At 69.4% G+C, this 13,244-nt stretch carries 14 protein-coding genes and 3 pseudogenes; 9 read left to right on the top strand and 8 right to left on the bottom strand.

All coding sequences use genetic code 11. The annotated features are described in order from the left end of the window. Positions 1 to 14: 14 nt before the first annotated feature. The 7 genes and pseudogenes from AB0H93_RS16915 to AB0H93_RS16885 all read right to left on the bottom strand — a co-directional run. Positions 15 to 374: pseudogene (locus tag AB0H93_RS16915) on the bottom strand (ATP-binding cassette domain-containing protein); the annotation flags it as partial. Continuing rightward, positions 348 to 633, bottom strand: a pseudogene (locus tag AB0H93_RS16910) (transposase); the annotation flags it as partial. The pseudogenes AB0H93_RS16915 and AB0H93_RS16910, both read right to left, overlap by 27 nt. Before the next feature lie 31 nt (positions 634 to 664). Beyond that, positions 665 to 805, bottom strand: a complete 141-nt coding sequence (locus tag AB0H93_RS16905) for a hypothetical protein (RefSeq protein WP_358573446.1) — start codon at positions 803 to 805, stop codon at positions 665 to 667. Beyond that, positions 802 to 996 (bottom strand): hypothetical protein, encoded by a 195-nt coding sequence (locus AB0H93_RS16900; RefSeq protein WP_358573444.1) that lies wholly within the window; start codon positions 994 to 996, stop codon positions 802 to 804. Before AB0H93_RS16900 ends, AB0H93_RS16905 begins: the two co-directional genes overlap by 4 nt. 58 nt (positions 997 to 1,054) lie before the next feature. Beyond that, on the bottom strand, positions 1,055 to 1,435 hold the full coding sequence (locus tag AB0H93_RS16895; RefSeq protein ID WP_358573197.1) for a Rid family detoxifying hydrolase: 381 nt from the start codon (positions 1,433 to 1,435) through the stop codon (positions 1,055 to 1,057). 37 nt (positions 1,436 to 1,472) lie between these two features. Continuing rightward, positions 1,473 to 2,498 carry a serine hydrolase domain-containing protein gene (locus AB0H93_RS16890; RefSeq protein ID WP_358573195.1) on the bottom strand — a complete coding sequence of 342 codons (1,026 nt, stop codon included), beginning with the start codon at positions 2,496 to 2,498 and terminating at the stop codon, positions 1,473 to 1,475. Then, a complete protein-coding gene (locus tag AB0H93_RS16885; protein ID WP_358573193.1) occupies positions 2,495 to 3,310 on the bottom strand; it encodes an IclR family transcriptional regulator in 816 nt (271 codons plus the stop codon). Before AB0H93_RS16885 ends, AB0H93_RS16890 begins: the two co-directional genes overlap by 4 nt. 77 nt (positions 3,311 to 3,387) lie before the next feature. Here AB0H93_RS16885 and AB0H93_RS16880 point away from each other — a divergent pair, with 77 nt between their 5' ends. The 5 genes from AB0H93_RS16880 to AB0H93_RS16860 are packed head-to-tail and all read left to right on the top strand — an operon-like array spanning position 3,388 to position 8,383. After that, on the top strand, positions 3,388 to 4,932 hold the full coding sequence (locus tag AB0H93_RS16880) for an ABC transporter substrate-binding protein (RefSeq protein WP_358573191.1): 1,545 nt from the start codon (positions 3,388 to 3,390) through the stop codon (positions 4,930 to 4,932). Continuing rightward, the gene (locus AB0H93_RS16875; RefSeq protein WP_358573189.1) at positions 4,925 to 5,881 is read left to right on the top strand and encodes an ABC transporter permease; all 957 of its coding nucleotides are present in this window, start codon (positions 4,925 to 4,927) and stop codon (positions 5,879 to 5,881) included. The genes AB0H93_RS16880 and AB0H93_RS16875 overlap by 8 nt, the downstream gene beginning before the upstream one ends. Next, positions 5,878 to 6,768 (top strand): ABC transporter permease, encoded by an 891-nt coding sequence (locus AB0H93_RS16870; protein ID WP_358573187.1) that lies wholly within the window; start codon positions 5,878 to 5,880, stop codon positions 6,766 to 6,768. Before AB0H93_RS16875 ends, AB0H93_RS16870 begins: the two co-directional genes overlap by 4 nt. Continuing rightward, positions 6,765 to 7,562 (top strand): ABC transporter ATP-binding protein, encoded by a 798-nt coding sequence (locus tag AB0H93_RS16865; RefSeq protein ID WP_358573185.1) that lies wholly within the window; start codon positions 6,765 to 6,767, stop codon positions 7,560 to 7,562. The genes AB0H93_RS16870 and AB0H93_RS16865 overlap by 4 nt, the downstream gene beginning before the upstream one ends. Then, positions 7,559 to 8,383: an ATP-binding cassette domain-containing protein gene (locus AB0H93_RS16860; protein WP_358573183.1), complete on the top strand. Its 825-nt coding sequence runs from the start codon at positions 7,559 to 7,561 to the stop codon at positions 8,381 to 8,383. Before AB0H93_RS16865 ends, AB0H93_RS16860 begins: the two co-directional genes overlap by 4 nt. Before the next feature lie 128 nt (positions 8,384 to 8,511). On the opposite strand, the gene AB0H93_RS16855 is transcribed toward AB0H93_RS16860, so the two are convergent. Further along, on the bottom strand, positions 8,512 to 9,459 hold the full coding sequence (locus AB0H93_RS16855) for an ROK family protein (RefSeq protein WP_358573181.1): 948 nt from the start codon (positions 9,457 to 9,459) through the stop codon (positions 8,512 to 8,514). A 39-nt stretch (positions 9,460 to 9,498) separates the two neighbouring features. Between AB0H93_RS16855 and AB0H93_RS16850 the strand changes: the two genes are divergently transcribed. The 4 genes and pseudogenes from AB0H93_RS16850 (at position 9,499) to AB0H93_RS16835 (ending at position 13,222) form a co-directional block, all read left to right on the top strand. Continuing rightward, positions 9,499 to 10,245 (top strand): creatininase family protein, encoded by a 747-nt coding sequence (locus tag AB0H93_RS16850; protein ID WP_358573179.1) that lies wholly within the window; start codon positions 9,499 to 9,501, stop codon positions 10,243 to 10,245. A gap of 13 nt (positions 10,246 to 10,258) precedes the next feature. Beyond that, positions 10,259 to 11,380 carry an enolase C-terminal domain-like protein gene (locus tag AB0H93_RS16845; RefSeq protein WP_358573177.1) on the top strand — a complete coding sequence of 374 codons (1,122 nt, stop codon included), beginning with the start codon at positions 10,259 to 10,261 and terminating at the stop codon, positions 11,378 to 11,380. Positions 11,381 to 12,514: 1,134 nt separating this feature from the next. Continuing rightward, positions 12,515 to 12,797: pseudogene (locus AB0H93_RS16840) on the top strand (transposase); the annotation flags it as partial. Positions 12,798 to 12,973: 176 nt separating this feature from the next. Then, the gene (locus AB0H93_RS16835; protein WP_358573430.1) at positions 12,974 to 13,222 is read left to right on the top strand and encodes an IS3 family transposase; all 249 of its coding nucleotides are present in this window, start codon (positions 12,974 to 12,976) and stop codon (positions 13,220 to 13,222) included. Positions 13,223 to 13,244 lie beyond the last annotated feature (22 nt).

Here is a 13,244-nt window from a genome sequence, read left to right as displayed (position 1 = left end):
GTGCCGTCGAAGAGGTAGACGTCCCGGAAGACGATGGCGATCTGCGCGATCAACACCTCGGTGTCGGTCGCGCGCACATCGACACCGCCCACGCGCACCACGCCCGCGTCGACGTCGTCGAACCGCGCGAGCAGCTGCAGCAATGTGCTCTTATCCGCACCCCACGGCCCGACCACGGCTAGCCGCTGCCCCGCAGGTACCGACAACGACAGGTCGTCGATCACGGTGCGGGTGCCGTGCCGGAAGGAGACGGACCCGAACTCCAGGTCGTGGTGCTCCGGCCGCCGGCTCGCAGCACCGGTTGGGACTGGAGGTACTCGATGACCCGCCCGGTGGGCTCGTGGTCGCGAGAGCCTGCGTTGCCGCTTACGCACGATCTTCGGCTCGAACGAGGCATCCCGGTCCCTAGGCACGGTGATCTCGACCGGACCGGCCTCGGTCAGCACCGTCTTCGACCGCGTCCCGTTCCGCGAGTTCCCCGTTACGACCGGCCGGGTCATGCTTGCCGTAACCCAGATGGGCGTCCATCTCGCCCTCCAGCGACGACTCCAGCACGATCTTGGTCAGCTGCTGCATCAGCCCACCCTCGCCACCGATGGCCACCCCATCGGCCTGGGCACGCTTGACCAGCTCGGCCACCACCTGCCTGTCCACCACGCAGAACTTACAGTCCCCCGTTGATTTCGTGGAGTGCGCCGATGTCGGGGTCTATGACGATGTGGCCGTCGTCGAGGTGGGTGTTGTGGCGTTGGAGTCCGGCGAGTTCGCCCCAGCGGGCGCCGGTCCAGGCGGCGGTGACGATCAATGCAGCGGCCCAGGGGCCGACGAGTGCGGCGGCTTGGTCGGCGATCTGAACGACTTGGGTGGGGGTGGCCCAGAGGCGTTCTTGTCGTTTCGTGCGTGGGCGTTTGCCGCGTCGGCGGGTGCGAACGGGGTTGTGGTGATGAGTTTTGCTTCCGCGGCATCGATGAGCATCATCGACAACACTTTGGTCATGGTGCGGACGGTGGCCTCCGCGTAGCCAGTGTCGCGGACTTTCTTGGGAAGGTCGTGCTCAGTCGCGGAGTTTTGCGACTACGTCGATTTCGACCAGGATGTTCATCAGGTCTGAGCCGACCGTTGTGCGCACCGGGTACGGGGCGGTGAAGAACGACTCGTAGGCCGCGTTGAACTCGGCGAAGTCCGCCTTGAGGTTCTGCAGGTGCACCGTCGACTTCACCACGTCGTCCAGGGTGAGGCCCTGTTCGGCGAGCACGGCCTGGACGTTGCGCAGGACCTGGGCGGTCTGCTCGCCGACCGTCTCGGCCACCTCGCCCGTCTTCGGGTTCTTCGGGCCGAATCCGGCGGTGTGGAGGAAGCCGCCGGCCACGATGCCCTGGCTGTACGCACCTGCCGGTCGCGGCGCGGCGTCGGTGCGGATCTCCTGCTTGGTCATGCAGCGTTCCTTTTCTACCGATGGTCTGGAGCGAATTCTAGAAGGCGACTGCGGCGTCGTGGAACCGGCGGCGCACCGGCTCGATCGCCGCGTTCTCGCGCGAGGGGTGCACTCGGTTGGTCAGCAGCACGAAGTAGCGCCGCGTCGCCGGGTCCACCCAGATGCTCGTGCCGGTGAATCCGGTGTGCCCGAAGGAATCTGGCCCTGGCGCTTGACCGACGGGTGATACCGACGGGTCGAGCCCTTGCCAGGCCAGGCCGCGTCGAAGCGCCAGCCCGTCGGTGTGGCAAGCGGTCATGCGGGCGAAGGTGTCCGGCGACAGCAGGCCCGTCCCGTGGTCGGCGAGCGCTCGGCCCAGGCGTTCCAGATCCGACAGCGGAGCGAAAAGACCGGCGTGGCCCCCGATTCCGCCGAGGACGACGGCATTCTCGTCGTGCACCTCGCCCCTGACGACCCGGCCTCGCCACGGGCACTTCTCGGTCGCGACGGCTGTTTTCCGTTGCGCGGCAGGAGGATTGAACCCGGTTCGGGTCATGCCGATCGGGGTGCACACGAGCTCGTCCACCAGTGCGTCGAGCGGTTTGCCCGCCGCCGCTTCGGCGATCAGGCCGAGGATGATGAAACCCTGCGACGAGTACTCCACGCGCTCGCCCGGCGCAGCGCGCAGCGGCAGGTTCCGCACGGCGCGCAGCAGCGCCTCGCGGGTGGGGTTGTCCCGGTACAGCGGCACTTTTCCGGGCAGCCCGGAAGTGTGGGCGAGCAGCTGGCCGATCGTCACGGTCGCCTTGTCGCCGCCGCGGTATTCGGGGAGGTGGTCCGCGATCGTCTCCTCGATCCCGAGCGCGCCGCGCTCGGCGAGCGCCATGACCGCGAGGCCGACAACGGGCTTCGTCACCGAGGCCAGGTCCCACAGGTCCTCGCCGTTCAGTCCCGGACCGCCCCACCAGCGGGACCCGATCCACCCCGAGTCCACCACACCGTCCGGGCTGCCGACCGACCACGCCGCCCCGGAGAACACCCGCCGGTCGCGGGCTTCCGCCAGGATCCGTGCCAGCTCGCTCAATCCCGCCCGCCCTTGATCACTCCGAGGCCAGGCGAATTTTCCGCGAGAGCAGCGGAAACCCGGCCCGTGGTGGCGCGCACGATCGGGCCGAACACCTCGATGCTGGCGTCGTCGAGCGTGAACGTCAGGCCCGACAGGCCGATCGCGCCGAACACCTGGCCATCGCGGTCCAGCACGGGCGCGGCGATGCTGCGCACGTCGAGCTCGTACTCCTCGTCCTCGACAAAGTAGCCGCTCGCGCTCGCCGATGCTTCGCGGATGGCCGCCGGATCGGTCAGGGTCCGGGGAGTGCGAGCAGGAAGAGGTTCGCCGCCGAGGATCTCCGCGACGTCGTCGTCCGGCAGCGCGGACAGGATGGCGCGTCCGACCGCCGTGCAGTACAGCGGCACCTCGCCGCCGACCCGTGAGGTCATCCGGTAGCCGTGCGCGGGCTCGACCTTCTCGACGTACAGGGCCTCCGCGCCTTGGCGGACCGCGAAAAGCACTGTCTGGCCCGTCCGGCTCTGCAAATCGGCCAGGACCGGCCGGACGCACTGGATCTCCTCGCTGTCGGCGAGCGCCGCCGCGGCCATGGCGAGCAGCCGGGGGCCGACCCGGTAGGCGCCGCCTTCTGCTGCCGCGAAGCCAGTTTCGGCCATCGTCTGAAGCAGGCGGTGCACCGTCGGCTTGGTCAGGCCCGTCTGCCGCGCGATGTCGGCGAGCCGGTGCGGGCCGCCTGGTCGGACGAGCGCACCGAGCAGGTCCAGCGCCTTGTCCACGGGGCCCTTGGCGCGTTCGGGGCCGCTCGACTGAGGGTTGACCGCCTTCACCATGTCGCTTAGCTTAACACGCATTCCATCTGACGGAACGAAGGTTCGATTCAATGGAACGATTCCTTTCGGGGTGGCCCGTGCCCGGACGGCCTCTGTCGCGCCGCGACGCGTTGCGCCTCGGCGGCCGGGCCGCGTCGGCCCTGGCCGTCCCGGCGCTGCTCGCGGGGTGCGCAACCGCCACGGGCGGGGTCGGCAACGTCCTGCGCGTGGCGCAAGCGGAGGACACCACGACGCTGGACCCGCACAAGCAGGGCGACATGGTGTCCATGAACATCCTGATCAACATGTTCGACACCCTCACGGCCCGCGGGGCGGACAACCGGCTCGCACCCGGCCTCGCGCTGTCGTGGGCGGCGACGGACCACTTGACGTGGCGGTTCCACCTGCGCCCCGGCGTGACCTTCCAGAACGGCGAGCCGTGCGACGCCGCCGCCGTGAAGTACAGCATCGAGCGGGTGCTCGACCCGGGGACGCGCTCGCCGATCGTCGAATTGCGCTACGTGGAAGGGGCTTCGGTCGTCGACCCGCTGACCGTCGACCTCCACACCACCCAGCATGATCCGATCCTGCCCGCGAAGCTCTCGCTGTTCGGCGGCGTCGTCGTCCCGCCCGCCTACCTGAACCAGTTCGGGGCCGAGGAGTTCGCCCGAGCGCCCATCGGCACCGGCCCCTTCCGCTTCGCCACCTGGCGGCGGGACCACGAGCTGCGCATGCGCGCCAACCCGAGCCACTGGAATGGTCCACCAAGCCTGGCGGAGCTGGTCTTCCGGCCCGTCCCCAACCCGGCCTCGTCGTTGGCCGCGCTGCAGAGCAACGAGGTGGACCTGGTCGCCGGGCTCACCCCGGACGCCGCGCAGCAGTTGGCCGGCTACCCCGGGGTGGTGATCGACAGCAATCCCGGGATCCGCACGTCGTACCTGTCGCTCGACACCGAAGACGCGCAGTTGCGGGACCGCAGGGTCCGGCAGGCGCTCAACCACGCCATCGACGTGCCGCAGCTGATCGAAGCCGTCCTGGACGGCAAAGGCCGCGCGGTCCCGGCCATGGTCCCCGATGGAGCCTTCGGGTTCGATGCGACCGTCGAGCCCTTCGCACGCGACGTCGGCCTGGCCCGCCGCCTGCTCGCCGATGCCGGGCACCCCGATGGCATCGACACGACGCTCGCCGCGTCCAACGCCGACGCCAACATCGCCGAGGCGATATCCGGGCTGCTGGCCCGAGCGGGCATCCGGGCCCGGGTGCAGCTGCACGACCCCGGCACCTACACCGCCCTGCGGACCTCGCAGAACCGGCGCGCCCTCGGCCCGATGTACCTGTCGGCGAGCACGGTCTGGACGATGGACGGCTCCAGCATGCTCCAGTCGATCGTGCGCAGCGACCGCCGGCAGAGCAGGTGGACCTCGGCCGAGGCCGACCGGCTGATCGACGCCGAGGAATTGTCCGTGGATCCCGCCGATCGCCAGCGCGCCTTCAGCGAGCTGCAACGGCTGATCAAGCGCGAAGCGCCGTTCGTGCCCCTCTACCAGCTGGACAACATCTACGCGCGCAACAAGCGTCCACGATGGACACCGGGTACGGTCGGCTCGCTGCGCATGGATAGCGCGGAGGTCACCGATGTCTGAGCTCGCCATCAGGCGTCGCCACAGAAGTCCGCTGCGGGCGGCGGCGGCCCGCCTCGGCACCGCTTTGGGGGTGCTGTGGGGCGCCGCGACCGTGTCGTTCTTCCTAGTCCGGCTCTCCGGCGACCCGGTCAAGACACTGCTGCCGCCGGACGCCACCGCCGAGCAGGAGGCCACGCTGCGCACCAGTCTCGGCCTGGACCGGCCGCTGCTGACGCAGTACCTCGACTTCCTGTGGGGGCTGCCGCGGTTGGACTTCGGCACGTCGCTGTTCTACGACCAGCCGGTCCGCGAGGTGCTCTTCGAGCGGCTGCCCGCGACGCTGGAACTCGCCGCCGGAGCGCTCGCGGTGACACTACTACTGGCCATTCCGGCCGGGATCATCGCCGCGCTGCGGCGCGGCAAGGCGAGCGACACGGGCGTCATGGCGAGTGTCCTGATCGGACAGTCGACGCCGCCGTTCTGGGTGGGCATCCTGCTGGTCCTGGTCTTCGCCGTCCAGCTGCAGGTGCTGCCGGCGTCGGGGTACGGCTCGTTCGCCCACCTGGTGCTGCCCGCGATCACGCTCGCCGTCTACTCGGTGGCGGTCGTCGCCCGGCTGCTGCGCTCCTCGCTGATCGAGGTGCTCGGCTCCGATTTCATCCGGACCGCGCGGGCCAAGGGGCTCGGGCCGGTGGGTGTGGTGTTCTCCCACGGGCTGCGCAACGCGTCCCTGCCGGTCGTGACGGTGATCGGCCTGGAAGTGGGCAGCCTGCTGGGCGGCGCGATCCTGACCGAGCAGGTGTTCTCCTGGCCCGGAATCGGGCGGCTCACGGTCGAGGCCATCGCCAACCGGGACTTCCCGCTGGTGCAGGCCACCGTGCTGTTCTTCGCCGCCACCTTCGTGCTGGTCAACCTCTTGGTCGACCTCTCCTACAGCCTGCTGGACCCGAGAGTGCGGACAAGCCGATGACAGCTACCACCGTGCAAACGTCCAAGCGCGCCACGGGATTCGTGATGGCGCGGTCCTTGCTGCGCAACCAGCTCGCCGTCGTCGCGCTCGGCGTGCTGGCGCTCATCGTCGCCGCCGCGCTGCTGGCGCCGCTGATCGCCCCGCACGACCCCAACGCGCAGGACCTGCTGGTCCGTCTCCGGCCACCGGCGTGGCTGGCCGGGGGAGACGCCGCGCACCTGCTCGGCACCGATCAGCTCGGCCGCGACGTGCTGTCGCGGGTGATCTACGGCTCGCGCGTCTCGCTGCTGGTCGGCGCGAGCGCCGCACTGCTGGCTGGGGTAATCGGGGCGGCGGCCGGGCTCGTCGCCGGCTTCCGTGGCGGGTGGCTGGACCGGGTACTGATGCGGGTGGCCGACGTCCAGTTGGCGTTCCCGTCGATCCTGCTGGCGCTGGCCATCGTCGGGTTCCTCGGTTCCGGGCTGTGGTACGTGATCCTCGTTCTCGGCTTCACCGGCTGGGTCGCCTACGCCCGCGTCGTCCGGTCGGAGGTGCTTTCGCTGCGGACGCGCGAATTCATCACAGAGGCGCGCGCCATCGGCGTCCGCGATCTCACGATCATGCGAAGGCACTTGCTGCCCAACGTGATGGCGCCGCTGGCCACGATCGGCACCTTGCACGTCGCCGCAGCGGTGGTCGCCGAGTCGTCGCTGAGCTACCTCGGGCTCGGCGTGCCGAAGGAGATCGTCACCTGGGGCGCGATGCTCTCCGACGGTCAGCTGTACCTGGGCACGTCCTGGTGGGTCGCGGTTTTCCCCGGGCTCGCCCTGATGCTCACCTCCCTGTCCATCAACGTCACCGGCGACGCCCTGCGCGACGTCGCGGATCCGAAGGCGTACCGCCGATGAACGCTCTCCTGGAGATCAACAACCTCTGCGTCGACTTCGCGCTGGCGACCGAGACGGTCGCCGCCGTCCGCGACGTGAGCCTGCGGCTGGACGCGGGCGAAACCCTCGCCATGGTCGGGGAATCCGGCAGCGGCAAGAGCGTGACCGCCTCGTCGGTGCTGCGCCTCAACCCGGTTCCGCCGTGCGTCTACACCGGCGGCGAGGTCCTGCTCGACGGCCGCGACGTGCTCGCGCTGCCCGAACGCGACATGCGGCGCATCCGGGGCAACGACGTCGCCATGGTGTTCCAGGACCCGATGACCAGCCTCAACCCGCTCAAGCGGGTCGGCGAGCAGGTCGCCGAAGTCCTCCGGCGGCACCAGAGCACCGCGCGCGGCGAGTCCCGGCGGGCGGCCATCCGCGGACTGGAAGAGGTCGGCATCCCGGACCCGGAACGCCGTGCGCGGCAGTACCCGCACGAGCTCTCCGGCGGCCTCCGGCAGCGCGTGGTGATCGCGATGGCGCTGGTGGGCCGTCCGCGGCTGCTCATCGCCGACGAGCCGACGACGGCGCTGGACGTCACCGTGCAGCGTCAGATCCTCGACCTCCTGCTCGACCTGCAGGAGCGCCACGGCATGGCCGTCCTGATGATCACCCACGACCTCGGGGTGGTCGCCGAGGTCGCCGACCGCGTCGTGGTGATGAACCGCGGCGCCGTGGTGGAGACCGGGGACGTGGAGGACGTCTTCGACAACCCGGCGGAGGATTACACGCGGCAGCTGCTGCGGGCCACCCCGCGATTGGAGCTGGCATGACATTGCTGGAATTGGAGGGGATCCGCAAGGAGTTCGCCGGTGGCGTCGTCGCCGTCGACGGCGTCTCGCTGTCGGTGGCCGAAGGCGAAACCTTCGCGCTGGTCGGCGAATCCGGGTCGGGCAAGACCACGCTCATCCGCCTGCTGCTGCGCCTGGCCGAACCGACCGCGGGCAGCGTGCACTTCGACGGGCAGGACCTCGCCGAGCTGACCCCCGCGCGACTGCGCGACGTCCGACGGCAGATGCAGGTGGTCCTGCAGGACCCGTACTCGAGCATGAACCCGCGCATGCGGGTGACCGAGATCGTGGCCGAGCCGCTGGTCACCCACGATCCCGAGGCCCGCGGGCGGAAGGGGTGGGCGCGGCGGCGGGAACGCGTCGGCGACCTGCTCGAAGCGGTCGGCCTGGCCCGGGACGTCCAGGACCGGTACCCGCACGAGTTCTCCGGCGGCCAGCGGCAACGGATCTCCATTGCCCGCGCTCTCGCGTTGGAGCCGCGCGTGGTGGTGCTCGACGAACCGACGAGCGCGCTCGACGTGTCGGTGCAGGCCCAGGTCCTCGACCTGCTCGCGGACCTGCAGGATCGGCTGCACCTGACCTACGTGTTCGTGTCGCACAACCTCGCCGTGGTCCGCCAGGTCGCCGACCGGGTGGCGGTGATGCGCTACGGCCGGATCGTCGAGGTGGGCGAGGCGGAGTCGCTGTTCCGGTCGCCGCAGCACTCCTACACCCGCGAACTGCTCGACGCCGTGCCGCATCCGGATCCGCGGCTGGCCCGGCGCAGGCGTGCGACGCGCCGAGCGGAGGAGACCAGCGCTTGAACCTCGACCGCGATACCGAATCTCCGGGAGGTGGGCGGTTTCGGGCGAAACCGCCGTTCTCCACGCGTGCCGAGCGGCGATTTCGCGCGAAACCGCGAGAAAACCAGTCCGCGACTCGCGGTGCGGCGCTAGCCGTGCGACAGCACCAGGCCCGCGCCGCCGAGCAGGGCGACCTCGTCGTCGGAGGTCTCGCTCACGAGGACCTGCGGGCGTTCCCCGGTCGTCCACGTCGAGTCAACCCTCAGCCGCTGCTCGATCCGCTTCCGGAACCGCTCGCCGCCCTGCCGCGCTTCGCCGTGCAGGACGAACAGGCCCGGGGCGAACAGCTGCTGGATGTTGACCAACCCGAGCGCGAGGTTCGCCGCGTACTCGTCGATCAGAGCGATGGCCGTCGGATCCGCGCTCTGTGCCAACGAATGCAGCGTCACTGCGTCCCCGAGCCCGGCGGAAGCCGCTCGGGCGCGCAGCCACCGCGTGGTGGCCACGGTCTTCCAGCAGCCGTGCGCGCCGCAGGTGCACTGCTCGCCGCTCGCGGCGACCGTCATGTGGGCCCCGCTGCGACCACCGGACGGGGCGACCACCTGGCCGTCGTACAACAATCCGACGCCGAGCACGTCCCCGGTCGACACCGACGCGAACGCCTTCCTGCCCCGGCCCGGGCCGAACCACCGGTCACCGAGCACCTGCAGGCGGGCGCGGTGCTCGACGTGCACGGGAACACCGACGAGGCCGCCCACGACATCGGTGACCGGATAGCCGTGGAGCGCGGGCACGTCGTTGACCTCGATGATCGTTCCACGGTCCGGGTCGACGAGCCCGGCCGCGGCCACGCCCACGCCCAGCGGCCGGGTGCCGCGGAAGCAGGCCTCGACGGCGCTTCCGAGCGCGGCGTCGATCTCGCCCCTGTCGGCCGTCGGGGAGTACGGCGCTTCCGCGCGCTGAAGCACGGTGCCGGAGACGTCCAGCAGCGCCGCGCGCACCCGGCCGGGCACGAGCTCCACGGCGCCCAGCGTCCGGGGTGCCGATGCCGCCGACGGTTCGGTCACCAGCCGCAATGCGGGACGGGCGTTTTCCATGACCAGACTCTGCCACGGCATTGATCCGGAGGGATAGCAGTGTTGGAACTGACGGAGTTGACCTGGCGCGAGGTGCGCGAAGCGGGCGCGACGGGGATCGCCCTGCTGCCCATCGGCTCGCAAGAGCAGCATGCCGAACACCTGCCAATGGGCACAGACACGATGCTCGTCAACGCAGCGATCGACGGCGCGGCTGAGCTGCTCGGCGACGACGGGCCGACGGTGGTGCGACTGCCGCACCTGCCGTTCGGGCACAGCCCGCACCACCTCTTCGCCGCCGCCGTCTCGCTGTCCGCGCAAACCCTCGGCGCGGTGCTCGCCGACGTGCTGGATTCGTTGGTCACCAGCGGATTCCGCCGGATCGTGATCGTCAACGGGCACGGCGGCAACGAGGAGGTGATGCGGCTCGCGGTCAAGCAGTTCTCGCTGCGGGCCGACGTGTCGCTGGCCGCCTGCTCCTACTGGTCCGTGACCCCCGGCGACGACGACGGACCTGAGGCGTCGCCCGGCCACGCGGGCTGGTTCGAGACCTCCCTGATGCTGGCGGCCCGGCCGGAGCTGGTCCGCACCCCGATCCCGGCGCGGGAACCGGTCGATCCGCCGCCGCTGTTCCACCGGCCGCCGCACCCGGGCCTGACCGTCGAGCGGCACGGGGAGTGGGCCAGGGTCGGCGGATCCACCGACGACGCATCTGGGGCCGACGCCGACCGCGGCCGGCAGCTGATGACCAACCGGGCCAGGGGACTGGCCGAGGCGATCCGCGCGTTCGACGCGGCGACGAGCTGAGCGAGGCAGCACCTTGAAGATCACCGATGTCGACGTGTGGGTCGTGAACCTCCCGTTGACCAGCCCGTTCACCAGTTCCTTCGAGACCAAGACGGGCGAGACCCGCACGGTGGTGCGCATCCGCACCGACTCCGGGATCGAAGGCTGGGGCGAGACCATGTGGGGCCGCCCGGTCGCGGCGATCATCGCGACGATGGCCGACGGGCTCATCGGCACCAGCCCGTTCGCGCTGGAGGCCTTCCACCGCAAGCAGCACATGGTGCCGTTCTTCCACGGCTACCTGGGGTACGCGGCGATCGCCGCGATCGACGTCGCCTGCTGGGACGCGATGGGCAAGGCCACCGGCCAAGCGGTCACCGACCTGCTCGGTGGCTCGGTGCGCGAGGAGGTCCCCATCACGGCGCTGATCACCCGGGCCGATGCCGGTGGGGCGCAGGACCTCCCGCGCGCGCTCGCGGAGCACGCGGCGAAGATCGTGGCCGAGGGCGGTTTCAGCGCCGTCAAGCTCAAGGGCACCACCGATGTAGAGGGCGACGTGGCGATCATGCGCGCCCTGCGCGCGGCCCTGCCGGGGGTGAACCTGCGGGTGGACCCGAACGCGGCCTGGTCCGTGCCGGACTCGATCCGCGCCGGGATCGCACTCGAAGAGCTCGACCTGGAATACCTCGAAGACCCCTGCACGGGCATCGAGGGCATGAGCCAGGTGCGCGCGAAGGTGCGAATCCCGTTGTGCACCAACATGTGCGTCGTCCGGTTCGAGGAATTCGCCCCCGCCGTGCGGCTGAACGCGGTGGACGTCATCCACGGCGACGTCTACAAGTGGGGCGGCATCTCGGCGACCAAGGCGCTCGCCGCGCACTGCGAAACGTTCGGCCTCGGCATGAACCTGCACTCCGGCGGTGAACTCGGCATCGCCACGGCGGCGCACCTCGCCGTGGTGGCCAGCACGCCGGTCCTGTCCCGAGCGATCGACAGCATGTACTACCTGCACGCCGACGACATCGTCCAGCCCCTCAACCTGACCGAAGGGCGCCTCCGTCTCCCGGAGGGCCCGGGCCTCGGTGTCACTGTGGACATGGACAAGCTCAGCCACTACGCGGCGGTCAACGAGAGGGACGGAGACCTGACGGGCTGACCTGCGGCGCGACGCCCCGCTGATTCATCAGCGGAATCGGCAGGCGAAAAGCCGGACACCACGAACGCCCGGGACCGGTGCAGAGGCTGTTCGGCGACGACTCGGCGATGATCGACGGCAGGGTGGTGAAGCACCTGACCGCACCGGACCTCCCCATCGCAGCCGACCCTGGGCAGTTCGTCCCACCCTGGGAATCTCCGCGTCCCACCCACGGAAATCTCCGCAGATCAGGACGGATGAAACATCCCAGCGTCCCTGTACCGTGCCAAAATCCGGATCACGGGGTTGATTGCGGGCTACCTGGGCGGTCCAGGCACCGGTCGGGTGGGCGGTGGCCCCGAGGATGTGCACGGTGCGGGTGCGAACCTCCATCACGAATAGGACGTACAGCCGGCGAAGGCTGATGGTGTCGATGTGGAAGAAGTCGACGGCGAGCAGGCCGGATGCCTGAGCGCGGAGGAAGCTGCGCCATGAGGTGTCGGCTTCGCGTGGAGCGGGGTCGAGGCGGGAGTTCCGGAGAATGCGACGGATGGTGCCCGCACCCACGTGATGCCCGAGGCCAGCCAGTTCGCCTTGAATGCGCCGATGTCCCCCACCTGAGATTTTCTCGGGCCAAGCGGACGATCAGGTCGCGGAGTTCGGTGGTGATCGGTGGCCGACCAGGCCGTGAGGGATAGGTCCACTTCTTGGCGATCAGACGCCGGTGCCAAGCCAGGAGAGTGTTGGGTGTGACGATCCGGGCCCGTCGCAGGGCGCGGGGAAGTAAGAGAGTCAGCGCGGACAGAGTTGCTCGATCCGGCCATGACAAACGAGGTCGGCGCCCCAGTTGGCGGCGTAACACTGCCACTTCATGTCGCAAAACCAGGATCTCGACGTCCTTGGCCGCGGTACGCCGGGCGGCCAGTCTCAGCCATGCGAACACCGTTGCCGACGCCAGGTACATCAGTCGAAACACCATGATCCGCGATCATGGCCTGATCGCTGGGGGCAACGAAACCCCTGGTCGCGGCCCGCAAATAGGTTATGGCACGGTACAGGGTGTTCCAACGAAGGCTGATCTACTACCCCTTCGGTCGGCCGCCGTCGGCTGCCGCGGTGCTCAGGGGCGCCGAGGAGGTCGTGCTGCGCACGAGCGACGCGATCCGCATCAAAGTCAAGGACAAGGGCGTGGTCACCACCAAGACCGCCTACCTGGCCCTGGGGGTTGATGTCGACGGCCGCAAGCACGCCCTGGGACGGGCGGATCCAGGACGTCGAAGCGGCCAAGTTCTGGCACAAAGTCCTCACCGATCTGCGGAATCGCGGGCTGCGGGACATCCTGATCGCCTGCTGTGATGGCCTCACCGGACTGCCGGATGCGATCCGCGCCGTTTTTCCCGATACCGTCGTGCAGACCTGTGTTGTCCACGTGGGCCGGATCAATCCCGATCCCGCCGAGGAATTCAGCTCTTCTCGCGATCGGCCTACCACGCACGGCTTCGGTGCATGGACCTCGACGGGGTTACCACGTTCCGCATGCGCAAGAAACGACCGGGGAGGGTGCCCCCTGGACCGCGCAAGCCCGGCGGAAGATCTCCTTGATGGGATTCGAGACTGCTGGCTGCTCTATATCACGAATTCGCCGAGACACCGGTAGCCGACGAATGCCATGACAACGCCGTCATCGAGAGCTTCTTCGGGCACCTCAAAGAAGAACTCTTCCACCACACCCGCTACCTCAGCGTCGAAGCGTCACCACCGCCCTGGGATAACTACATCGTCTGGTTCAACACCACACGAAGCCACACACACTGCGAGGGCCTGAGCCCGGTGCAATACCGGACCCAAGCCCTCGCGGCCTAAAATCTTACTTAACCGGTCCAAC

The sequence above is a fragment of the Saccharopolyspora sp. NPDC050642 genome, assembly GCF_040654735.1.
Lineage (GTDB): Bacteria > Actinomycetota > Actinomycetes > Mycobacteriales > Pseudonocardiaceae > Saccharopolyspora > Saccharopolyspora elongata.
This window is presented reverse-complemented; position numbering and strand designations above follow the sequence as displayed.